Genomic DNA, 23767 nt, shown 5'->3' on the forward strand with positions numbered 1-23767 from the left:
TGTCGCTTGCTCTTGATTTCTGTTGTTTCCCGCAACCGACTTCGTTAGTATATAATACTTTCTTACAAAATGCAAGCACTTTTTTTCTTTTTTTGAAAAAAATTTTCACCCTGTTTTTTGACAATTTTTTTGACGGAAAAATCGATTGATGATATGATAGATACAAAACGAAATGGAATAAAAAAATATAAAGAGGAAGAGTATGGATTACAGAAAAAAGAAAAATTTGATATGGAAGGGAGAATTCTTTCTTTTTGTTGTGGTGCTGCTGGTTTTTGGCGCGATCTTTGCGGCGATCCACACAGGGGGGCTGATCCAGAAGCAGGACAGTGTACAGCTTCTTAACAAAGGATGGTACTACATAAAAGACGGAAAAAAACAGGAGATCACCCTGCCTGCGGAAATTCCGGCAAAAACAGGTGAAAAGCTGATCCTGTACAATGAAAGTCTGGGAGCGGAAAGCAGAGGAATGACCGTGGTTTCTACAGGAGCCCAGTACGATCTGGTGATACGCCTGAATGGAAAGATCCTGTATGAATATAAGGAGGCCATGTTTTCCAAAAATGTGCAGATGCGTTCCAAGGTGCAGTGCATCGCCGCTCTGGGTAATGACACAGAGGGAAAAGTCCTGACGTTCAGCTATTCTGCGCCTCAGAGAGGAAAATATGTTATAGAGCCGGTATGCATAGGAACCGGAAGTGCAATAGCCTGGTATCAGATCAGAAAAGCAGCCATTCCTTTAGGGGCGGCAACGATCATGATCGTATTAAGTATGATCGCCCTGTGCATCTGCATCTATATGAGAATAAGGCAGATGCCGGACAGACGGTTCCGGGATGTGGCACTGTTCCTTATGATGTGCAGTATCTGGCTGGTGACGGACTCATCACTGGTACAAAGCTACAGCAGATGCCCCGAAGTATTATGTCTCATTTCTTTTTATATGTTCATGCTGCTGGCAGTTCCGATGCTGCGTTTTTTACAGAATATCGGAAACATGAAAAAATACAGGCTCCTGGATCTTGGAATCTTTACATTTTATCTGAATGCTGTTTTACAGGGAGTTCTGGTGATCCTGGGAGCCTTTGAATTTAAGGATATGCTGTTTGTAACACATATCCTGCTGTTTGTGTGGGTCCTGATATCAGCGGTACTTCTGATCCGAGAGTACCGGAAGCATAAACAGCGTGAGATACATCTGCTTCTCATTGCATATATCATCGTGGGAGCAAGCGGTATCATAGCGCTGATCCTGTACTGGCTGTTCGAGATTTCCTACTATGGATCCATTTTTGAATTGGGAAATCTTGTGTTTCTTGTGCTGGTCATTGCAGACGCAGTCATGATGATGGCAGACAACGTCCGTTACCGTCTGGAATCCCAGGCTTACGAACGACTGTCCAGAGAGGATGGGATGACAGGACTTGAGACGAGAGCCAATTTTGAGAAAAAACTGGAAAGTATTTCCGCAGATATGGGCAGATACCGGGATATCCTTCTTATGTATATCGATATCGATCAGCTTCGCGTGATCAACGAAGAATACGGACGGGCTGCAGGAGACGAGATGGTGGTGATCTCGGCCAGATGTGTGGAGAACGTTTTCCGGGAAAAAGGAACCTGCTACCGCATCGGCGGGGATGAATTTGCGGTTCTGGTCTATGATCCGGAAGTACCGGACGAATTCTGGCAGGAACGCCTGAAAGAAGAACTCCGGAATATCGGGAGAGGATGCAGACATCGTTTTTCGTTGTCCCTGGGATGCAGCCATCTGCGAAATAAGGATGGCTCTCTGAAATCCATGGGAGAATGGAAATATGAGGCAGACAGGAAGCTTTATGAGAACAAAAAGAAGGGGGATTTGAAAAATGGAGTATATTAACTGTTTTCAGATCACATCCCTTGTTCTGGTGACGATGATTGCGATACATTATTTTTCTCATAAAAGACTGAACAATGCGGAAAACAGGAATTTTGTATGTTTTCTGGCTTTCAGCGGCGTTTACGTGTTGCTGGATATGCTGAGTGCGGTGATCGCGGGAGGTGGCAGCAGCGAAGGCTGCAGAATGTCAGCGCTGGTCCTGACGCTCTATTATTTCTGCGATGTCATACTTACCTACGGGCTTTTCTGCTACATTCGGATCGTCACCGGAAGACAGAAGGAGAAGTATAAATGGCTGAAGACCGGCTGGGTGGTCCTGCCGGCTGCAATGCTGCTGGCAGTTACAGCAAACTTACGGACGGGATGGCTTTTTTATTTTGACCAGGAAGGTAGATTTATCCGGGGAAGTTTTCATTTTCTGCTCTATGGATATGTATTCTTTTTTATGCTGGTGATCGTTGCATTTATGTTACTTTATGGAAAAACAGCAGAAAAAGAAATACGGCGCACCATATGGAGATTTTGGTTTATCGAAGCAGCCTGCCTGTTTCTCCAGATTGCCGTGGAAAGAATACTGCTTACCGGCTTCGGACTTTCTGTAGGACTTTGGCTGATCTATCTTACTATGAACAATCCAGGTGAATATACGGACAGTATGACAGGTTTATTTGACAAACAGTATTTTGACAAATGGATCGGAGAAAAGCTCTATCGAAAAGAAAGCTTTCATCTGCTTGCTGTGGATGCCCGCAATATGAAGCAGATCAACCGGATCTACGGTACCAGAGTGGGAGATCAGCTGCTGATTCGGGCGGCGAAGGGATTTCAGGAGATCACGGATTCAGTGCAGATCTTTCGTATCACAGGCAATTGCTTTCTGGCAGTGCTGGACTCGCTGACAGATTATGAAAAAGCCAGAGACGGCATAGAAGAATTTCTGAAAAAGCCGTTTTTTATCGAAAACGAAAAGGTGTCGTTCCATGCTGCAATCTGCGGGATCATGAATGCGGAAAAACTGGAAAAAGAGGATAGTATTCTTTCCTATATTGAATATATGATCTCTCTGATACAGAACCGTCAGGATACGGTTCTGATCCAGTCGGACAGCAAGATCCTGGAGGGCTTCCGCTATGAGCAGGAAGTGGAGCATTTTCTTCAGAAGGCTGTGAAAGAGGATCTGTTTGAAGTATATTATCAGCCGGTATATTCTATAAAAAACCAGGATTTTATTACTCTGGAGGCACTGAGCCGGCTGAAACATCCTGTTCTGGGGATGATCCCGCCGGATGTGTTTATCGGGATCGCGGAAAAACAGGGAATGATCTCTGCAGTGGGATGCCTTCAGCTTCACAAGGTCTGCCGTTTTATAAAAGAACATGAATATATCATGAAGAAGATCCGGAATGTGAAATTCAATCTTTCTCCTTCCGAACTGATGAAACCCGGATACAGCCATGTGCTTATCGGGATCATACAGGGGTATGGATTAGATCCGGGATATTTTCAGTTTGAGATCACGGAAAACGTGGCAACCGAATACAGCGAAAGCTTCTGCACAGCCATTGATGATTTTGCAGAAGTGGGGATCCACATGTGTCTGGATGATTTCGGTTCCGGTTATGCAAATCTGAACGCAGTTCTTCGCATCCCGTTTTCAGCAGTAAAAATGGACCGTTCTCTTTTGTCCGGGGTCAGCAGCGATCCTCAGACGGCTACCTTTTATCGCAGCATTGTCATGATCCTGCAGCATATGGGATATAAGGTGATCGCAGAAGGCGCTGAGACCGAAAAGGAGGTAAAGCTTCTGGAAAAATGGGGTGTGGATATGATACAGGGATATTATTTTTCCAGGCCCCTGTGCGAGGAGAAGCTTCTGGAAAAAATTTCCTGAAATGATCAGAAACAGGCGGAAAACATGCTTTCATAAAAAGCAGGGTTTTCCGCCTGTTGTATTCAGGCAGACACAAATTGCTTGAAGTTTACAGTTACTTTTGATAGAATAGATAGGCTGTGGCGGCTGAAGAAAGCGATTTTTCGGAAGACCGGTTCCTTGAACTGCCACGCGTATCTTTTGGAAAAATTGCAGAAAAAAGATGATCATGTGGACTTTACAAGTACATATATTTTGAGTATAATGCAAACAAATGTTCGAATATAAAAAAGAAAGGAATCAGTGGAATGGCAAAAAAAGACACTTATGATGCGGGCAGTATCTCTGTCCTGGAGGGCCTCGAGGCCGTGCGAAAGCGCCCCGGTATGTACATCGGAAGCGTATCCAGAAAGGGACTGAACCATCTGATATATGAGATCGTAGACAATGCGGTGGATGAGCACCTTGCAGGGTACTGCAGCCGTATCCATGTAGTTCTTGAGAAGGACGGTTCCTGTACAGTAGAGGATAATGGACGAGGGATCCCGGTGGATATGCATGCCAAGGGAATATCTGCGGAGCGTCTTGTTTTTACAACCCTTCATGCAGGCGGTAAGTTTGACAATTCCGCATATAAGACAAGCGGCGGACTTCATGGTGTAGGGTCTTCCGTAGTGAACGCATTATCTACGTATCTGGATATTAAGATCAGTCGTGATGGTTATATACATCATGACCACTATGAGAGAGGAATCCCTACCATTGAACTGGAAGCAGGACTGCTCCCCAAATTAGGGAAGACCAGAGGTACCGGAACCTGTGTGAATTTCCTTCCGGATCCGGAGATTTTTGAGAAAACAAGATTTGGAGCAGCGGATGTAAAGAGCCGTCTTCATGAGACTGCCTATCTGAATCCGGAGCTTACCATCCATTTTGAGGATCGAAGAGGGGACACTCCCGAGGATATCGAGTATCATGAGCCGGAGGGGATCGTAGGCTTTATCCGTGACCTTAACAAGAATGCACAGCCTCTCCATGATCCGGTTTATTTTAAAGGAGAGGCAGACGGGATCCAGGTGGAGGTTGCTTTTCAGTTTACCAATGAGTTCCGTGAGAACGTTCTCGGATTCTGCAATAATATCTACAATGCAGAGGGAGGAACTCATCTGACCGGATTTAAGACTACCTTTACAACAGTAATGAACACCTACGCACGTGAGATCGGTGTACTGAAGGATAAAGACCCCAATTTTACAGGTGCAGATATCCGAAACGGAATGACTGCTGTAGTCTCCATCAAACATCCGGCACCCCGCTTTGAGGGACAGACCAAGACCAAGCTGGATAATCAGGACGCATCCAGAGCCACCGGCAAGGTAGCAGGAGAACAGCTGGTACTGTTTTTTGACCGAAATCTGGAAACACTGAAGATCGTCCTTTCCTGTGCGGAAAAGGCGGCCAAGATCCGTAAGACCGAGGAGCGTGCCAAGACAAACCTTCTCACCAAACAGAAATACTCTTTTGATTCCAACGGCAAGCTGGCCAACTGTGAGAAAAAGGATCCGTCACTGTGTGAGATCTTTATCGTAGAGGGAGATTCCGCCGGCGGTTCGGCCAAGACAGCCAGAGATCGTAACTATCAGGCAATCCTTCCGATCCGCGGTAAGATCCTCAACGTAGAGAAGGCTACCATCGACAAGGTGCTGGCCAACGCAGAGATCAAGACTATGATCAATGCCTTTGGCTGCGGCTTTTCCGAAGGCTACGGAAATGATTTTGATATCACGAAGCTTCGCTATGACAAGATCGTGATCATGGCCGATGCGGATGTGGATGGTGCTCATATCTCTACTCTGCTTCTGACCTTGTTTTACCGTTTTATGCCGGAGCTTATCTATGAGGGACATGTGTATATTGCCATGCCACCTCTTTATAAGGTAATGCCGAAGAAGGGGCAGGAGGAATATCTCTACGATGACAAGGCTCTTGAGAAATACCGTAAGAGCCATAAACCGGGAAGCTTCACGCTCCAGAGATACAAAGGTCTCGGTGAGATGGACGCCCAGCAGCTCTGGGAGACTACCCTGAACCCTGAGACAAGAATGATGAAGCGTGTGGAGATCGAAGATGCCCGCATGGCCTCCGATGTGACAGAGATCCTGATGGGAAGCGATGTTCCGCCACGTAAGGCCTTTATCTATGAGCATGCAACAGATGCAGAGCTGGATATTTGATTGGGAGAATAAACTATGAATACGAAACAGGACAATATCATCCGCACCGATTATGCGGAGATCATGCAGAAATCATATATCGATTACGCCATGAGCGTTATTATTTCCAGAGCACTGCCGGATGTACGTGACGGACTGAAGCCGGTACAGCGCCGTACCCTTTACGATATGTATGAGTTGGGCATCCGTTACGACCGCCCGTACCGTAAATGTGCCCGTATCGTAGGAGATACTATGGGTAAATATCATCCCCACGGTGACAGCTCCATTTATGATGCGCTTGTAGTCATGGCGCAGGAATTTAAAAAGGGTCGTACACTGGTGGACGGACATGGAAACTTTGGTTCCATTGAAGGCGACGGAGCCGCAGCCATGCGATACACAGAGGCCCGCCTGGAGAAGCTGACCCAGGAGGTTTTTCTGGAAGATCTTGATAAGAACGTTGTGGACTTTATGCCGAACTTTGATGAAACAGAGAAGGAGCCGGTAGTACTTCCGGTGCGTATTCCAAACCTCCTTGTAAACGGAGCAGATGGAATAGCCGTTGGTATGGCTACCAGCATCCCGCCGCATAACCTGGGCGAAGTGGTGGATGCTGTGAAGGCATACATGAAGAATAATGATATCAGCACCCGTGGGCTGATGCGTTATCTCAAGGGCCCGGATTTTCCGACAGGTGGTATCGTAGTAAATAAGGACGACCTTGTAAAGATCTATGAATCCGGAACAGGCAAGCTCCGTATCCGTGGACGGGTGGAAATAGAGAAGCTGAAGGGCGGTCGCCAGCAGCTGGTGATCACAGAGATTCCTTACACCATGATCGGTGCAAACATCGGAAAATTCCTTAATGATATCGCAACCCTGGTAGAGACCAAGAAGACCACAGATATCGTGGATATTTCCAACCAGTCTTCCAAAGAGGGAATCCGTATCGTTCTGGAACTGAAGCGCGATGCAGACGTGGAGAACCTTACCAACATGCTCTATAAGAAGACCCGACTGGAGGATACCTTCGGTGTCAACATGCTGGCAGTTGCAGACGGAAGACCGGAAACACTGGGACTGAAGCAGATCATTGCTCACCATGTGGACTTTGTATTTGAAGTAAATTCCAGAAAATATACAACCCTTCTTGCCAAGGAACAGGAGAAACGGGAGATCCAGGAAGGCCTTATCAAAGCCTGCGATGTCATTGATCTGATCATCGAGATCCTCCGTGGCAGCAAGAGCCGTGACCAGGTAAAGAAATGTCTGACCGACGGTATCACAGAAGGGATTAAATTCAAGACCAAGACATCCGAAAAAGCGGCAAAATCCTTGAAATTCACAGAAAAACAGGCCGCAGCTATCCTGGACATGCGTCTTTACAAGCTGATCGGTCTGGAGATCGATGCTCTGATGAAGGAGCATGAGGAAACCATGAAGAACATTGCTGCTTATGAGGATATCCTGAATAATTATGACTCCATGGCAGCAGTGATCATGGGTGAACTGGATCAGATCAAGAAGGAATACGGCAGTAAGCGTAAGACTTCCATTGAAAACGCAGAGGAAGCTGTTTATGAGGAGAAGAAGATGGAAGAGACCGAAGTCTGCTTCCTGATGGATCGTTTCGGATATATGCGTCTCATTGACAAGAATGCCTACGAGCGTAATAAGGATGCCGCTCATGCAGAGAGCCGCTATGTCTTTACCTGCATGAATACGGACAAGATCTGTATCTTTACAGATACCGGCAAGCTCCACACAGTGAAGGCAGAGGATATCCCGCTGGTACGTTTCCGTGATAAAGGTGTTCCGGCAGATAATCTGGGTAATTATGACAGTACTTCCGAGCAGATCCTTTATGTGGCACCGCTGAGCCAGGTGGCAGCCTCCACGGTACTCTTTGTTACAGAGAACGGCATGTGCAAGCTGGTAAAAGGAGAAGAGTTCCGTGCTTCCAAGCGTACCATTGTTTCCACCAAGCTTGCAGAGGATGACCGCCTTGTATTCGTAGGAGCAGCCGACGAGATGGACCAGGTTGTGTTCCAGTCTGAAAAGGGTTACTTTCTCCGTATCATGAAAACCGAGATCTCCGTCACTAAGAAAAACGCTATGGGTGTCCGCGGCATGAAGCTTACCGGCGAAGACCGGATCCACCATGCGTATCTTTTGGAAAGCAGGCAGGAGTATGCCATTACCTACCACGACAAACCATATGTACTTAACAAAGTCAAACTCGCCAAGCGAGACACCAAAGGTGTGAAGCCGAGAATCTGATCACCACCCCGCCATCTACCTCACAGCTTACGGTGATCTGGCTGGAACTGACCATTCGTGAGATGCACGCTCATTCCCGGTTTGACGGGCAGATATGAGGGGAAGGCTCTCCTCCCTGAAATACGTAGACAAAGGTCAGCTCTACGAAGCCACCATCCTCAAGTCCCTGAAAGAAGACACCACCCGCCGCACTGTAGTCCTGGTATCCCACAGAGTCTCCACTATGAATGTGGTGTATGAGATGGAGAATGGGAGATTATCATAAGAGATGGCGCTTTGGATACATTGATATAGATGAACTAAAGCAGTATAATATATAACTTGTAGTGAGGGTACGGTGTTGTAAATGGAAGAGAAGAAGATGAATTATATTGCACATTGTGATGGTGAACGTGAACAAAGTATATTAGAGCATTTGCAGGGAACGGCAGAAAAAGCAAAAGATTTTGCAGAAGTTTTTGAAAAAGGAGATTGGGGATATTGCTGTGGAATGCTGCATGATATCGGAAAATATAGCGATAAATTTCAACGTCGGATTCGTGGAGAAGAAATAAAAGTGGATCATGCAACAGCAGGAGCAAGAGTTTGCATGGAATTGGGTGGGATGTATCCGTTTTTGGAGATGTGTATTGCGGGACATCATGCTGGCTTATCCGATTATGGCGTCAGCACAGATACAGGAAATTCATCTACTACACTTGGAAGAAGAAAGAAGAAAATAGAAGATTTTTATGCATACAAAAAAGAAGTGAAGATTCCAGAGTTAAAAACATCACCAGTTAATGTAGAGAAAACGAAGGATTTAAATTTTTCTTTAAGTATGTTTACGAGAATGATGTATTCTTGTCTTGTCGATGCCGATTTTCTTGATACAGAAGAATTTATGACAGAAGAAAGATCGGGACGACAGCAGGGGCAAGAGATACAGGTGCTTCTGGATAAATTGGAAAAATATATAACAGAGTGGCTGAAAAATACAGAAATAGAAAGTGTAAATGGCAGAAGAACAGAGATTTTAAAAGCTTGCCTGGAAAACGGAGAGAGAGAAAAAGGCCTTTTTCGGCTGACGGTTCCGACTGGTGGAGGTAAAACGGTTGCATCGCTTGCATTTGCATTAAGGCATGCAGTTAAGCATCACATGAAACGTATTATTTATGTGATACCTTATACCAGTATTATCGAACAAAATGCAGCAGTTTTTCGAAGGATATTAGGAGATGAAAATGTTCTGGAAAATCATTGCAACATAGATTATGAGGAAGCAGAAGAACTGAAACCTATGCAGCTTGCTTCTGAAAACTGGGATAAACCAGTAGTAGTTACAACGAATGTACAATTTTTTGAATCCTTGTTTTCAAATAAATCTTCAAAATGCAGAAAATTACATAATATGGCAAATAGTGTGATCATATTTGATGAAGCACAGATGTTGCCAAATGACTATTTGAAACCCTGTCTGACAGCAATTGAAGAACTGGTGATAAATTATAAGGTGAGTGCAGTATTATGTACAGCTACACAACCGGCATTGGATGCTTTTTTTTGCAATATAAAGCAGATTACTGAGCTTTGTCCAAGGACAGAGGAACAGTTTGAGTTTTTTAAAAGAGTTCACTTTGAAAACGATGGAAAATTGTCAGAAGAAGACGTGGAAGAATGTCTGTTAAGAGAAACACAGGCATTATGCATTGTGAATACAAAAAAGAAAGCTCAAAAAATTTATAATGCTATGAGAGAAGATGGCGTTTATCATTTATCTACGAGCATGTATCCAAAACATAGAAAGCGTATGTTAAAGCAGATAAAAGAACGATTGAGAGAAGGGAAAAAGTGCATTGTAATTTCAACAAGTCTGGTAGAGGCAGGAGTAGATCTTGATTTTTATACAGTATACAGACAGCTTTCAGGAATAGATTCTATCATTCAGGCGGCAGGAAGGTGTAATCGTGAGGGAAAACGGACGATAGAAGAAAGCAAAGTGGTGATTTTTCAGTTTGATGATGCTGAAAAAGTTCCAGGGCAGAGACAGCAGATGGATGTTTCGAAAGCGCTGCTTGCGAATGAATGTAAAATTGAAGATATGCAGACTGTAACAAGATACTTTGAAATGCTTTATCATATGCGAGGTGAAAGTTTGGATAAAAAGAAAATCTGCGAAGAGTTTAATGGGGGATGGCATCATTTTGCTACAGTGGAAAGAGAGTTTAAACTGATAGATGAAAACACGGTAACCGTTTTTGTAAATCAGGAAGAAGATGCTCAGGAAGTGATACAGGATCTGAAAAATAAAGGTTTTACAAAATCCGGAATGAGACGGGCTGTACAATATTGTGTGAATTTGTATAAACAGGAATTTGAGAAATATAATGATGCGGGGATGCTGAAGCTGGTTTCGGAAGATATAAAGGATTTCTATGAACTGACAGATTTAGAACAATATTCAGAGGAGACAGGACTGAATCTTGAGGTTGACTGTGGCATGGCAGTTTGGTTGTGAAAATATGTAGATTAGAGCAGGGAGATTAAGGTGGAAAAACCTTAATCTCCCTGTTCTAATTCTACACGGTTACATTTAAAATTATTATTTCAATCCACAGGAACCATTTTAATCGAATCAAGCAAGTCGCCTGCCTTCATAGGCATTAAAATGTTTTCTGACATACTATAAATATAATATATAAATAAAAAGAATTCAATAAATTTAAATGTAAATAATTTAGGGGCAAGTATTGTATATTTTGGATGAGTGTAGTATATTTAAGATGACGAGAAAAAATAAAAGAAAATTATTAAAAATAAAAAGAATTTACAGAAAAAAGGAGCTGCATATGATTCTATATCATGGGAGCAAAGAGGTAGTGGAATATCCGGAAATCAGAAAAGCCAGATTTAACAAAGATTTTTATTTTGGTTTTTATTGTACAAATATTGAAAAGCAGGCAGAACGATGGGCTATAAGATATGGTAAAAAAGGATATATTAACAAGTATGAGTATACAGAAAATCAGAGATTAAATATTCTTAAATTCGATAAAATGACGGAAGAATGGCTGGATTTTATTATTTCCTGTCGAAAGGGACAGGCACATCAGTATGATATTGTGGAAGGACCAATGGCAGATGATACAATCTACAATTATCTGCAAAATTATCTGGATGGAAAGATTTCAAGAGCTGCTTTCTGGGAATTGGTAAAATTCAAGTATCCAACGCATCAAATCAGTTTTCATACAATTTCAGCACTGGATACATTGAAATTTGTAGGAAGTGAGGTTGTTTATGGCGAGAAAAAATAATAATGCTTTGTTTTTTACCTGTAGTTTGATCGAGTACATAGGACGAACTCAAAAACAACGTCGGTGGAAAGTTACGGATTATCTTGGAATGGAAAATATAAAGCGAATATATAACTATGCGGATGTCTTTCACTGTGAGCCAATAGAAAAAGTTGCGGCAGAATTTACAGAGCAATGTGATATTCCGGAGGGCGAATTTGACAATGTATCAATATGCAGGTATGCAATTCCGGATTACTGGGATATTGGAGAAGTATATGAGAGATTAATAGAAGACATATACGATGATACAGAACTTGAAAAGGGAATATGGGAAATTTATCATTCCTGGATTGATGCACATATTTCGGACTATAATACAGATTTTTATTATCAATCACGAGATTATATAGCAGCATGTTATAAAGCTGGTGAAATAATATGAGAAAAGAGGGAAAGTGCCTATGGGAATGGGAGTAAAGGTCAGAGTGTGGGGGGATTATGCATTATTTTCAAGACCAGAGATGAAAGTAGAACGGTGTTCTTATGATGTAATAACACCGTCGGCTGCCAGAGGAATTTTGGAAGCAATTTACTGGCATCCGGGCATGAAATGGTGTATAGATAAGATTTATGTGAAGAAACCGGTTAAATTTACCAGTGTAAGAAGAAATGAAGTGAAGAGTAAGGTATCTGCAAGTAAAGTGCTTGAAGCCTATAATGGAGGAATGAAACCCCTATATTTAAGCAGTAAAGAGGAAATTGTACAGAGAGCGTCTTTGTTGTTAAGTGATGTAGAGTATGTTATTGAAGCTCATTTTGAAATGACGGAGAAAGCAAATGAAACGGATAATCCAGGGAAATTCAAGGATATTATTATGAGGAGATTGAAAAGAGGCGCATGTTACAGTATGCCTTATTTTGGGTGTCGGGAATTTCCTGCAAATTTTGAGTTGTGTAATGAAGAGGAAATTCATACTGCATATGACGATGTAGAGGAAAAAGATTTTGGATTTATGCTATATGATATTGATTATTCGGATGAAGAGAATCTTAGCCCCATGTTTTTTAGAGCAATCATGAAACAGGGAGTAATAGATGTGCGAAACTGCGAGGTGGTTCGATGATACTGCAGGCATTGGTGAAATATTATGAAGATTTGGAAAGACAAGAAAAATTACCCAAACAGGGGTGGTGTCAGGCAAAAGTTTCTTATGGAATCAATTTGTCTACAGACGGGGATATAAAGAATATCTTATGGCTGAAGGAGGAGAGACAGGCAGGGAAGAAACAGATTTGGATTTCACAAACAATGAAAGTTCCGGCAATGCTCACGCGATCATCCGGAGTTGCGGCGAATTTTTTATGTGATAATTCGAAATATATGCTTGGAATTGATAAGAGTGGTACAGGAAAAAGAATTACAGAATGCTTTGAAGCGGCAAAGGAGAAGCATCTGAAGTTGTTGAAAAATACTTCCGGAGAAATGGCACAGGCTATATGTGCTTTTTTTTATAAATGGAATCCGGAAAAAGCAAAAGAAAATGCTGCTGTTTTAGAAAACTGGGAGGAGATCACGGATGGTGGAAATCTTATATTCTGTATGGATAAAAAATATGCCCAGGATGACAAGGAAATAGAGCAAATATGGAATGTAGAAAGTAAACAGTCGGAAACAGATATAAGTGGAATTTGTCTGGTAACAGGAGAAAAAACTGAAATTTCAAGAATTCACAGGAATATAAAAGGGGTGCCGGGAGCACAGTCCAGTGGTGCAGCTTTGGTTTCTTTTAATGCACCATCATTTGAATCTTATGGAAAAGAACAGAGCTATAATGCACCGGTCGGAAAATATGCAGAGTTTGCTTACACAAGTGCGTTGAATTATTTGCTGGCACAAAAGAAATATACGTTTCCGCTGGGAGATTCTATTATTGTATATTGGGCAGAGGAGGCAAAGACGGAATATCAGGATGCGCTTTTAGCATTGTTAAATCCGGTAAAAGATAATCAAAGTGAGGTACATGGATTTTTTGAAAAACTCAGAAAAGATGAACAGATCATAATTGATGACATTGAATTAAATCCATCTCAGAAGTTTTATATTTTATGTCTGGCACCAAATGCTGCCAGGTTATCTGTAAGATTTTTTTATCAGAGTTCATTTGGAAATATTACGAAAAATCTGGCATGTCATTATGAACGAATGCAGATGATAAAACCTAAATGGGAAGAGCGGGAATATCTTGGAATTGAAGATATGTTAAAAGAAACAGTGAATATGAATTCACGGGATAAAAAAACAATCTCCAATATGGCCGCTATGGCGTTTTCAGCTATTTTACAAAATTCCAGGTATCCGGCAAGTTTGTATACAGATACATTAATAAGAATACGGGCTGAGCAGGGATGTGTAACATGGGGAAGAGTTTCTATTGTTAAGGCATTTCTGATAAAAAATTATAAAAATACGGAAGGAGAGATCTGTATGGGATTAAATGAAGAATCTAATGATGTAGCATATGTATTGGGAAGATTATTTTCTGTGTTGGAGTCGATTCAGACAGAGGCAAATCCTGGAATAAAATCAACAATTCGAGATCGGTATTTTAATTCAGCATGTGCAACACCGGCATCAGTATTTCCAGTATTGTTTAAATTAAAGAATAGTCATATAAAAAAAATAGAAAGAGATAAAGGGTATTTGAAAAGAAAATATGAAGATCTTTTGGGCGAATTGGTGAGTAAGCTAGAAGCTTATCCAAAACGTTTGCCATTGGAGGAACAAGGAAAATTTATTTTGGGGTATTACCACCAGAAACAGGAAAGTATTTGGGAAAACGGGAGGGAAAATAGATGAGCGAAGTTATTAAAAACAGATATGAGTTTGTAGTTTTATTTGATGTGGAAAATGGTAATCCAAATGGAGATCCGGATGCAGGAAATATGCCAAGAATAGATCCGGAAAGCGGCTTAGGGCTTGTTACGGATGTCTGCCTGAAAAGAAAAATAAGAAATTATGTGGAAACAGTAAAAGAGGATGCACAGGGTTACAAAATTTATATTAAAGAAGATGTTCCGTTGAATCGAAGTGACCGAACGGCATGTGAAAATGTTGGAATCAAAGAAACAGATGATAAGAAAGTAACGGAAGCATTAAAAAAACTGAAAAAAAGTGATCCGGGTGTGGATTCAAAATTGCGGGATTACATGTGTGAAAATTATTATGATATCAGAACTTTTGGGGCAGTAATGACTACTTTTGTAAAAGCTTCTTTAAACTGCGGACAGGTGCGTGGCCCAGTTCAGCTTGGATTTGCCAGAAGTATCGACCCAGTGATCAGTCAGGAAGTTACCATTACCCGTGTGGCAATCACAACAGAAAAAGATGCCGAAAATAAAAGTACCGAAATGGGAAGAAAGAGTATTGTGCCATATGCATTGTATCGCGCAGAGGGCTTTATATCTGCAAATCTTGCACGAAAAACAACAGGATTTACAGAAGAAGATCTGGAACTTCTGTGGGATGCGATCATAAATATGTTTGAAAATGACCATTCAGCAGCCCGTGGAAAAATGTCAGTACGTGAACTGATCGTGTTTAAGCACAGTAAAGAATTGGGAGATTGTCCGGCATATAAATTGTTTGATGCAGTTGAAGTAACACGAAAAGAAAATGTAGAATATCCGAGAAGATATCAGGATTATACAGTTGAAATTCATAATGATAAAATACCGGAATCTGTTGAAGTAAAAAGGATGATTTGATGGAGTATACAGAAGATGATTATTTGATGATATCAGGTATACAGCATTTTAAATTTTGCAGAAGACAGTGGGCATTGATCCATGTTGAGCAGCAGTGGGCAGAAAATGTTCATACAGCTGTTGGAAAACTGATGCACCAGAAGGTACATGATCCATATTTGACGGAAAAAAGAAAAGATACTATTTTGGTAAGAGCTTTGCCGGTTTCTTCAAGAATTATGGGAGTGAGTGGAGAGTGTGATCTTGTAGAATTTCATAAATGTGAAGATGGAATACGGCTTCATGGACATCGGGGAATGTATTCTGTTTATCCGGTAGAATACAAAAAAGGAAAAGAAAAATCAACAGATGCCGATAGATTGCAGCTTGTGGCACAGGTTTTATGTCTCGAAGAAATGTTTTCTGCAACAATACCTGAAGCAGCTCTTTTTTATGGAGAAACAAGACGAAGAGAAGTTGTGGAAATTACAGAGGATCTGAGAAATGCAGTCAAAGATATATTTGAAGAGATGCATCAGTATTACAATAGAGGTTATACTCCGAAGGTAAAAACAGGTAAAATGTGTAATTCCTGTTCATTAAAGGAACTTTGTCTGCCCAAATTAAACAAACAAGTTTCTGTGAAACATTATATAGACCAGATGCTGAAGGAGGAAGAGACATGAAAAAACTTTTGAATACGTTGTATGTAACTTCTGAAAACAGCTATTTGGGTTTAGATGGAGAAAATATAGTTGTTTTTGAAGAGGATAAAGAAAAAGGAAGACTTCCATTACATAATCTGGAAGGGATAGTTTCCTTTGGATACAGGGGCGTCAGTCCGGCATTGATGGGATCTTGTGCAGAAAAAAATATCTCTCTTTGTTTTATGACGCCCCAGGGAAAATTTCTTGCGAGGATAACCGGAAAGACAAGAGGAAATGTGCTTTTGCGAGAACAGCAGTATGCAAGCAGTTTGGATTCAGCAATCAGCCTGGAAATTGCAAAAAACTGTATACTTGGAAAGGTGTATAATGCAAGATGGGTGTTGGAACGCTGTGTTAGAGATCATAGTATGCAGGTAGATGCGGACAAAATAAAAATAGCATCAGAAAAGCTGAAACATACGTTGGGATTAATTCAAACATGTGAATCAAAAGCACAATTAAGAGGTTTTGAAGGGGAAGCGGCCAGCGTGTATTTTGGAGTTTTTGATGAAATGATTTTGCAACAGAAAAAGGATTTTTCATTTCAAGGAAGAAATAAAAGACCACCGTTAGATAATATGAATGCAATGTTGTCTTTTGTATATACGTTGTTGACAAATACGATTGCTTCTTCCCTGGAGTGTGTGGGGCTGGATCCTTATGTGGGATATCTTCATACCGAAAGACCAGGTAGAGTATCACTGGCTTTGGATATGATAGAGGAATTAAGAGCTGTATTGGCAGATCGTTTTGTATTATCGCTTGTTAACAAAAAGATTGTAAATGGAAAGAATTTTACCAAAAAAGAAAATGGAGCTGTTCTGATGGATGATGAGCTGCGAAAAAAGCTGTTGGTAGAATGGCAGAAGAAAAAGAAGGAAACCATCACACATCCGTTCTTGAAAGAAAAGGTGGAATGGGGAATGGTTCCTTATGTACAGGCAATGTTGTTGGCAAGATATTTAAGAGGAGATTTGGACAGTTATCCAGTGTTTTTGTGGAAATGAGGTGACAAAGTGTTGGTAGTGATTACTTATGATGTAAATACAGAGACAACTGCAGGAAGAACTCGTTTGCGTAAAGTGGCGAAGCAATGTACAAATTATGGAAGAAGGGTGCAAAATTCTGTATTTGAGTGTATTTTGGATAGCGCTCAAAGTGTTGCTTTGAAGGGGATATTGTCTGATATTATTGACAAAAATAAAGATAGCTTACGTTTTTATTACCTCGGAAATAATTATCAGACTAAAATAGAACATGTAGGTATAGAACGTGGAATTCCAGTAGATCAACCTTTAATTATGTAGGTGCGAATCAGAAGTACACATAAAATGCCGGCAGGATTCGCACTACAAAAATCAGAAAAGTAACATGAATAACACTAAAGAAAAGAGAGAAGGGATAATAAAAAGTAGAAAAATTATATTTATTGCATAAAAAAACAAAGAATATTTGTGAAAATTTGCCGTCGTTCCCCACGAGGGAACGTGGATTGAAATCCTTGAAACGTTTGTATGTATCAATCACTGTATGTCGTTCCCCACGAGGGAACGTGGATTGAAATAATATGCACAGTGGCCAGATCAAGCTCTCTGCCGTCGTTCCCCACGAGGGAACGTGGATTGAAATTCCATCAACCGAATAAACTATGAATGATACTTTGTCGTTCCCCACGAGGGAACGTGGATTGAAATAAAAAACAGCTTCTCAGTAGATCTGAAGACAGGAGTCGTTCCCCACGAGGGAACGTGGATTGAAATGTCTGCTATCCAGAGGAAGCAATCAGAGAGGTGGAAGTCGTTCCCCACGAGGGAACGTGGATTGAAATAAGATACAAGGCGGCTGCCTCCTCGTAAAAATCGTCGTTTCCCACGAGGGAACGTGGATTGAAATCTCAACAATGGTATAGGTTCCTACTGGAATATAGTCGTTCCCCACGAGGGAACGTGGATTGAAATGGATATGCTTTACCGCAACCAGCCAGCATAGATGTCGTTCCCCACGAGGGAACGTGGATTGAAATCGGCAAGGGGAAAGGAAGATCAAATAAGGACCTCGTCGTTTCCCACGAGGGAACGTGGATTGAAATCTGCTGATTGGGATAACTTAGAGGTTTCTCCATGGTCGTTCCCCACGAGGGAACGTGGATTGAAATGGAAAAGAAGCAATGTCTGGGATGCTTGCTATCGTCGTTCCCCACGAGGGAACGTGGATTGAAATCTGGATATGACCTTAATTTTTTTCGCATTTCGTGTCGTTCCCTACGCAGGAATGTGGATTGAAATCCCGATCACATATGCGATCACTGTAGCTCCAGCCGTCGTTCCCTACGCGGGAACGTGGATTGAAATGCAAAGTAGTTAGCTGCATTCTGGTAATATGCCGTCGTTCCCCACACAGGAACGTGGATTGAAATGAGTGTAGAAGATAGTGATAGCCTGGTTGATGATGTCGTTCCCCACGAGGGAACGTGGATTGAAATATCAACGCAAAGAGATTCGTGGAGATTGAAAGGGTCGTTCCCCACGTGGGAACGTGAATTGAAATAACAAAGAGGAAATCAAACGGTGTGGTACATGGGACATTCCCTATGCGGGGACAAAAACCGGAAATCGCAATTAATACTTGCATTTAACAGACATTGGTGTTACAATGAACGAAACTAAGAACTTGTTGGCATAGGAGTGGGCGAGAGCCCGCTCCTATTTGCTGAGAAGGAATTTGTTCAGAAATAGGCAGAAATAGGAAAGGCAGGTGGGAAGCATGAGCAGACGGGAAGAATATGAACAGAAGACAGAGGCGATCCTTACACCAATCGTGGAGTCCAGGGGCTTTGAGCTGGTAGACGTGGAGTATGTCAAGGAAGCCGGAACCTGGTATCTCAGAGGCTATATCGACAAGCCGGGCGGAATCACAGTCAATGACTGCGAGGACGTAAGCCGTGCATTCAGCGATATACTGGATGAGCAGGATTTCATCGAGGACAGCTACATTATGGAGATCAGTTCTCCGGGACTTGACCGGCCTCTTAAAAAAGAAAAAGACTTTAAGAGAAGCCTTGGCAAGCTGGTGGAGATCCGTACCTACCGGCCCATCGAGAAACAGAAAGAATTCTGCGGTATTTTAAATGCATATGATAGTAACAGTGTGACAATCGATGAAGACGGCACAGAACGTACCTTTGATAAAAAAGATATTGCCCTGATTCGTCTCGCAATCGAATTCTAAAAGAGAATCGAATCTGTAAAATTCAGGAGGAAAAAAGAAAAATGAGCAGAGATTTAAGAGATGCGCTGGACGTTCTCGAAAAAGAGAAAAACATCAGTAAGGATACACTGCTGGAGGCAATTGAGCAGTCACTGATCCAGGCATGTAAGAACCATTTCGGAAAGGCAGATAACGTTCACGTTATGATCGATCCGGAGACCTGTGACTTCAGTGTTTACGCTGACAGAACTGTTGTAGAGCATGTGGAGGATCCGGCGCTGGAGATTTCTCTGGTGGATGCACAGAAAACAAACACGAACGCAGAGATCGGTGATGTTATGAAGGTTGAGATCCAGTCCAAGGAATTCGGACGTATCGCAACCCAGAATGCAAAGAATGTCATTCTTCAGAAAATCCGTGAGGAAGAGCGTAAAGTTCTTTACGATCAGTACTATGGAATCGAAAAAGAAGTGGTAACCGGTATTGTTCAGAGAGTAATGGGCAAAAATGTCAGCATCAACCTTGGTAAGGCAGACGCAGTACTTACAGAGAACGAACAGGTAAAGGGTGAGACCTTCCAGCCAACTGAGAGAGTAAAAGTTTACATTCTTGAAGTTAAGGATACACCGAAGGGACCGCGTATCCTGGTTTCCAGAACACATCCCGGTCTTGTAAAGAGACTTTTCGAGTCCGAGGTTGCAGAGGTAAGAGACGGTACCGTTGAGATCAAGAGCATTGCCCGTGAGGCAGGCTCCCGTACCAAGATCGCTGTATGGAGCAACGATCCGGATGTAGATGCTGTGGGAGCATGCGTTGGTATGAACGGTGCACGTGTAGGTGCAGTTGTTAACGAGCTTCACGGTGAGAAGATCGATATCATCAACTGGGATGAGAACCCGGCGATCCTTATCGAGAATGCATTAAGCCCTGCAAAGGTTATCGCAGTTATGGCTGACCCGGATGAGAAGACCGCACTGGTCGTAGTTCCGGATTACCAGCTTTCCCTTGCTATCGGTAAGGAAGGACAGAACGCACGTCTTGCTGCAAGACTTACAGGCTTCAAGATCGACATCAAGAGCGAGACACAGGCAAGAGAGTCCGGTGACTTCTACGATGATTACGATGAGGAACACGAGGAAGCAGAGGAAGAAATGACAGAAGAGGCTGTTTCCGAAGAGCTTGAAGAAGCAGAGGAAGATACAGAAGAGACAGAAACAGAAGCTGAAGAAACAGCAGATGGAGATGCCGAAGAATAATGAAAACGAGAACCAAGATTCCCATGCGTCAGTGTACCGGCTGCAGGGAAATGAAAAGCAAAAAGGAAATGATACGAGTTCTCAGGACATCAGAGAATGAGATCATCCTGGACGCTACAGGTAAGAAAAACGGACGCGGCGCATACCTTTGTTTCTCAGAGGAATGCCTGGAAAAGGCTATCAAAAACCATGGCCTGGAGCGTTCCTTGAAAATGGCAGTTCCGGATGAAGTGTATCAGAACCTCAAAAAGGAGTTTGGATCAATTGAAAAACAATAAGGTTTTATCACTCATCGGACTTGCGACAAAAGCAGGAAAAACAGTGAGCGGAGAATTTTCCACAGAGAAATCCGTAAAAACAGGAAAAGGTTTCCTGGCACTGGTGGCAGATGATGCCTCCGAAAACACAAAAAAGAAATTTCGGAATATGTGTACCTATTATGAAGTTCCGTTATATTTCCTTTCAGACAAAGAGAGCCTGGGCAGAGCAATGGGCAAAGAATTCCGTGCCAGCCTTGCCGTGCAGGACGAAAATTTTGCAAAGGCGATCATGAAGGCGCTGGAAAAAGAATCTGGCAGATAACCTGCATGATACAGGCGTCTGTAAGGAGGTTTGACGATAGAAATGATAAAAGATAAATTCAACAGATCGGGAAAGGAGCAATATAGACAATTGGATACTCCAAAAACAGAAGAAAAGACAACAACGGTGAATACAGAGGGTAACAAATCTGAAGCACCGAAAAAGAAAAAAAATATCATCCGTGTATTTCATGCACAGAATGCCAGCGATGGCGGTAAAGGAAGAAGAAAACCGGCAGCAGGCGAGAGAAAGGGACCGGCACGTCCACAGAACGGCGGTCAGAGAAGCGCAGGAGCAAACACACGAAACGGTGAGTCCGGTGAGCAGAGAAACGGTCAGAGTGGCCAGAATCGTACTCAGGGCGGAAGACCGCAGGGCAACCGTCCGGAAGGAAGAAGAGACGGAAATCGTGACGGAAGAACCTTCGAGGGAAGAAGCGACGGCGGAAATCGTTTTGGCGGAAACCGTTCCCAGAATGGTGAGGGACGTCCGGCAAGACAGGGCGAGGGAAACAGAGGCCCACGTCAGAATGACGGAAGAGGCGGAAGCCGTTTCGGCGGTGGAGCAAACCGTGGCCAGGGAGGTCAGGGCGGAAGCTTTGAAGGAAGAAGAGACGGAGGAAACCGTTTCGGCGGTGGAGCAAACCGTGGCCAGGGAGGCCAGGGCGGACGTTCCGAAGGCGGAAGAGGCGGAGACAACCGTTTCAGCGGAGCAAACCGTGGTGGCCAGGGCGGCGGACAGCGTCCGGGACAGAGAAGAAGCGGTGGCTCTTCAGATGCTGTATTCACTCCGGAGCTGACCAAGACATCCAAGGACAGCAAGCGTGAGCGTGACAGAGAGAATAAGAACAAGAAGAAAGAATTCGAGAAAGGTACCCAGGGCGGACGCAGACCAAATCAGGGCGGACGCAGACCGAATTCCAGAATCCCGAAAGCACTTCAGAAACCGAATCCACAGCCGAAGCAGGAAGAGAAGAAACCGGAGATCAAGGAGATCACCATTCCGGAGAAGCTTACTATCCGTGAGCTTGCGGACGCAATGAAGATGCAGCCGTCAGTGATCGTTAAGAAGCTTTTCATGGAAGGTGTCATGGTAACCGTAAACCAGGAGATCGACTTTGAAAAGGCAGAGGAGATCGCACTTGGCTTTGATATCATTGCTGAGAAGGAAGAAAAGGTGGATGTGATCGCAGAGCTCCTCAAAGAGGACGAAGAGGATGAGGATGATATGGTTCCGAGACCTCCGGTAGTCTGTGTTATGGGTCACGTTGACCATGGTAAAACATCTCTTCTGGATGCCATCCGTAATACAAACGTAACCAGAGGCGAGGCCGGCGGAATCACACAGCACATCGGTGCTTACGTGGTAAATATCAAAGGTCAGAAGATCACATTCCTGGATACACCGGGACATGAGGCGTTCACAGCTATGCGTATGCGTGGTGCCAACGCTACAGATATCGCAGTTCTGGTCGTTGCCGCAGACGATGGTGTAATGCCGCAGACAGTAGAGGCGATCAGCCATGCAAAGGCAGCCGGTGTTGAGATCATCGTTGCCATCAATAAGATCGATAAACCAAGTGCAAATGTAGAGCGTGTAAAACAGGAGCTTTCCGAGTATGAACTGATTCCTGAGGACTGGGGCGGAAGCACCATCTTTGTTCCGGTATCCGCACATACAGGAGAAGGAATTGAGAATCTTCTTGAGATGATTCTTCTTACTGCTGAGGTTTCCGAGCTCAAAGCCAATCCGAACCGTGAGGCAAGAGGTCTTGTTATTGAGGCTCAGCTTGATAAAGGTAAAGGACCGGTTGCTACCATCCTTGTTCAGAAGGGTACTCTTCATGTGGGAGACTTTATTGCCGCAGGTGCATGCAATGGTAAGGTACGTGCAATGATGGATGATAAGGGACGTCGTGTAAAAGAGGCAGGTCCGTCTACTCCGGTTGAGATCCTCGGACTTGGTGATGTTCCTAATGCAGGTGAGATCTTGATGTCCTTTGAGAGCGATAAAGAAGCCAAGAACTTTGCAGGCGCATTCGTTACAGAGAACAAGAGCCGTCTTCTCGAGGAGACCAAAGGCAAGCTTTCTCTGGATAACCTGTTTGACCAGATCCAGGCCAGCGATCTTAAGGAGCTTCCGATCATCGTCAAGGCCGATGTACAGGGATCTGTTGAGGCTGTAAAACAGAGTCTTACCAAGCTTTCCAACGAGGAAGTTATCGTTAAGGTGATCCATGGTGGTGTAGGTGCCATCAATGAGTCTGATGTCAGCCTTGCTGCAACATCCAATGCGATCATCATCGGCTTTAATGTACGTCCGGATACTACAGCAAAACAGCTTGCTGAGCAGGAGGGCGTTGACCTTCGACTTTATAAAGTCATTTATCAGGCGATCGAGGATGTAGAGGCAGCTATGAAGGGTATGCTGGATCCTGTATTCGAGGAGAAGGTTATCGGTCACGCAGAGGTTCGTCAGCTGTTCAAGGCCTCCGGTGTCGGAACCATCGCAGGAAGCTATGTGCTGGATGGTACATTCCAGCGTAACTGTAAGGTTCGTATCACACGAGGTGAGGACCAGATCTTCGAGGGTGAGCTTGCATCTCTGAAGAGATTTAAGGATGATGTCAAGGAAGTTCGTGCCGGATATGAGTGCGGTCTTGTATTTAATGACTTTAATGATGTCAAAGAAGAAGATAAAGTCGAAGCATATATCATGGTAGAGGTACCAAGATAGGAGTGATTC

19 protein-coding genes and 1 CRISPR repeat array are annotated in these 23767 nt (G+C 43.2%); of the genes, 18 read left to right on the forward strand and 1 reads right to left on the reverse strand.

Annotated elements, in window-relative coordinates; translation table 11 throughout:
• Positions 1–202: 202 nt before the first annotated feature.
• From EAI83_RS03355 to EAI83_RS03370, 4 genes are all read left to right on the forward strand, one after another.
• Entirely contained in the window at positions 203–1882 is a 1680-nt protein-coding gene (locus tag EAI83_RS03355; RefSeq protein ID WP_129974621.1) for a GGDEF domain-containing protein, read from the forward strand.
• Positions 1869–3773, forward strand: a complete 1905-nt coding sequence (locus tag EAI83_RS03360) for a GGDEF domain-containing phosphodiesterase (RefSeq protein ID WP_243113439.1) — start codon at positions 1869–1871, stop codon at positions 3771–3773. The genes EAI83_RS03355 and EAI83_RS03360 overlap by 14 nt, the downstream gene beginning before the upstream one ends.
• A 287-nt stretch (positions 3774–4060) precedes the next feature.
• Positions 4061–5986 carry a DNA gyrase/topoisomerase IV subunit B gene (locus EAI83_RS03365; protein WP_022426613.1) on the forward strand — a complete coding sequence of 642 codons (1926 nt, stop codon included), beginning with the start codon at positions 4061–4063 and terminating at the stop codon, positions 5984–5986.
• Between the two features lie 15 nt (positions 5987–6001).
• A complete protein-coding gene (locus EAI83_RS03370; RefSeq protein ID WP_129974622.1) occupies positions 6002–8248 on the forward strand; it encodes a DNA gyrase/topoisomerase IV subunit A in 2247 nt (748 codons plus the stop codon).
• A gap of 70 nt (positions 8249–8318) precedes the next feature.
• On the opposite strand, the gene EAI83_RS17160 is transcribed toward EAI83_RS03370, so the two are convergent.
• Positions 8319–8459: a hypothetical protein gene (locus tag EAI83_RS17160; protein WP_173733046.1), complete on the reverse strand. Its 141-nt coding sequence runs from the start codon at positions 8457–8459 to the stop codon at positions 8319–8321.
• 150 nt (positions 8460–8609) lie between these two features.
• Here EAI83_RS17160 and cas3 point away from each other — a divergent pair, with 150 nt between their 5' ends.
• From cas3 to infB, 14 genes are all read left to right on the forward strand, one after another.
• Positions 8610–10745 carry a CRISPR-associated helicase Cas3' gene (gene cas3, locus EAI83_RS03375; RefSeq protein ID WP_129974636.1) on the forward strand — a complete coding sequence of 712 codons (2136 nt, stop codon included), beginning with the start codon at positions 8610–8612 and terminating at the stop codon, positions 10743–10745.
• Between the two features lie 331 nt (positions 10746–11076).
• On the forward strand, positions 11077–11544 hold the full coding sequence (locus EAI83_RS03380; protein ID WP_015525783.1) for a DUF3990 domain-containing protein: 468 nt from the start codon (positions 11077–11079) through the stop codon (positions 11542–11544).
• Complete coding sequence (locus tag EAI83_RS03385; RefSeq protein WP_059085218.1) at positions 11528–11968, forward strand: hypothetical protein; 441 nt, start codon at positions 11528–11530, stop codon at positions 11966–11968. The genes EAI83_RS03380 and EAI83_RS03385 overlap by 17 nt, the downstream gene beginning before the upstream one ends.
• 19 nt (positions 11969–11987) lie before the next feature.
• Positions 11988–12650: a type I-C CRISPR-associated protein Cas5c gene (gene cas5c, locus EAI83_RS03390; RefSeq protein ID WP_015525785.1), complete on the forward strand. Its 663-nt coding sequence runs from the start codon at positions 11988–11990 to the stop codon at positions 12648–12650.
• A complete protein-coding gene (gene cas8c, locus EAI83_RS03395; protein WP_059085217.1) occupies positions 12647–14383 on the forward strand; it encodes a type I-C CRISPR-associated protein Cas8c/Csd1 in 1737 nt (578 codons plus the stop codon). The genes cas5c and cas8c overlap by 4 nt, the downstream gene beginning before the upstream one ends.
• Positions 14380–15291, forward strand: coding sequence for a type I-C CRISPR-associated protein Cas7/Csd2 (gene cas7c / locus EAI83_RS03400; protein WP_059085216.1), 912 nt, complete (start codon positions 14380–14382; stop codon positions 15289–15291). Before cas8c ends, cas7c begins: the two co-directional genes overlap by 4 nt.
• Positions 15291–15956: a CRISPR-associated protein Cas4 gene (gene cas4, locus EAI83_RS03405; RefSeq protein ID WP_059085215.1), complete on the forward strand. Its 666-nt coding sequence runs from the start codon at positions 15291–15293 to the stop codon at positions 15954–15956. Before cas7c ends, cas4 begins: the two co-directional genes overlap by 1 nt.
• Positions 15953–16984 carry a type I-C CRISPR-associated endonuclease Cas1c gene (cas1c, locus tag EAI83_RS03410; RefSeq protein WP_015525792.1) on the forward strand — a complete coding sequence of 344 codons (1032 nt, stop codon included), beginning with the start codon at positions 15953–15955 and terminating at the stop codon, positions 16982–16984. The genes cas4 and cas1c overlap by 4 nt, the downstream gene beginning before the upstream one ends.
• Before the next feature lie 9 nt (positions 16985–16993).
• Positions 16994–17284 carry a CRISPR-associated endonuclease Cas2 gene (cas2, locus tag EAI83_RS03415; protein WP_059085214.1) on the forward strand — a complete coding sequence of 97 codons (291 nt, stop codon included), beginning with the start codon at positions 16994–16996 and terminating at the stop codon, positions 17282–17284.
• Between the two features lie 160 nt (positions 17285–17444).
• Positions 17445–18524: a CRISPR direct-repeat array (repeat unit 32 nt; unit sequence GTCGTTCCCCACGAGGGAACGTGGATTGAAAT).
• A 216-nt stretch (positions 18525–18740) separates the two neighbouring features.
• Positions 18741–19205: a ribosome maturation factor RimP gene (rimP, locus tag EAI83_RS03420; protein WP_021650312.1), complete on the forward strand. Its 465-nt coding sequence runs from the start codon at positions 18741–18743 to the stop codon at positions 19203–19205.
• Between the two features lie 41 nt (positions 19206–19246).
• Positions 19247–20440 (forward strand): transcription termination factor NusA, encoded by a 1194-nt coding sequence (gene nusA / locus EAI83_RS03425; protein ID WP_059085213.1) that lies wholly within the window; start codon positions 19247–19249, stop codon positions 20438–20440.
• Entirely contained in the window at positions 20440–20718 is a 279-nt protein-coding gene (gene rnpM / locus EAI83_RS03430; RefSeq protein WP_015525795.1) for an RNase P modulator RnpM, read from the forward strand. Before nusA ends, rnpM begins: the two co-directional genes overlap by 1 nt.
• On the forward strand, positions 20705–21022 hold the full coding sequence (locus tag EAI83_RS03435) for a L7Ae/L30e/S12e/Gadd45 family ribosomal protein (RefSeq protein WP_021650310.1): 318 nt from the start codon (positions 20705–20707) through the stop codon (positions 21020–21022). The genes rnpM and EAI83_RS03435 overlap by 14 nt, the downstream gene beginning before the upstream one ends.
• 42 nt (positions 21023–21064) lie before the next feature.
• Entirely contained in the window at positions 21065–23758 is a 2694-nt protein-coding gene (gene infB, locus EAI83_RS03440) for a translation initiation factor IF-2 (RefSeq protein WP_129974623.1), read from the forward strand.
• Positions 23759–23767: the final 9 nt, after the last annotated feature.

Source organism: Blautia sp. aa_0143 (assembly GCF_004167315.1).
GTDB lineage: Bacteria > Bacillota > Clostridia > Lachnospirales > Lachnospiraceae > Blautia_A > Blautia_A fusiformis.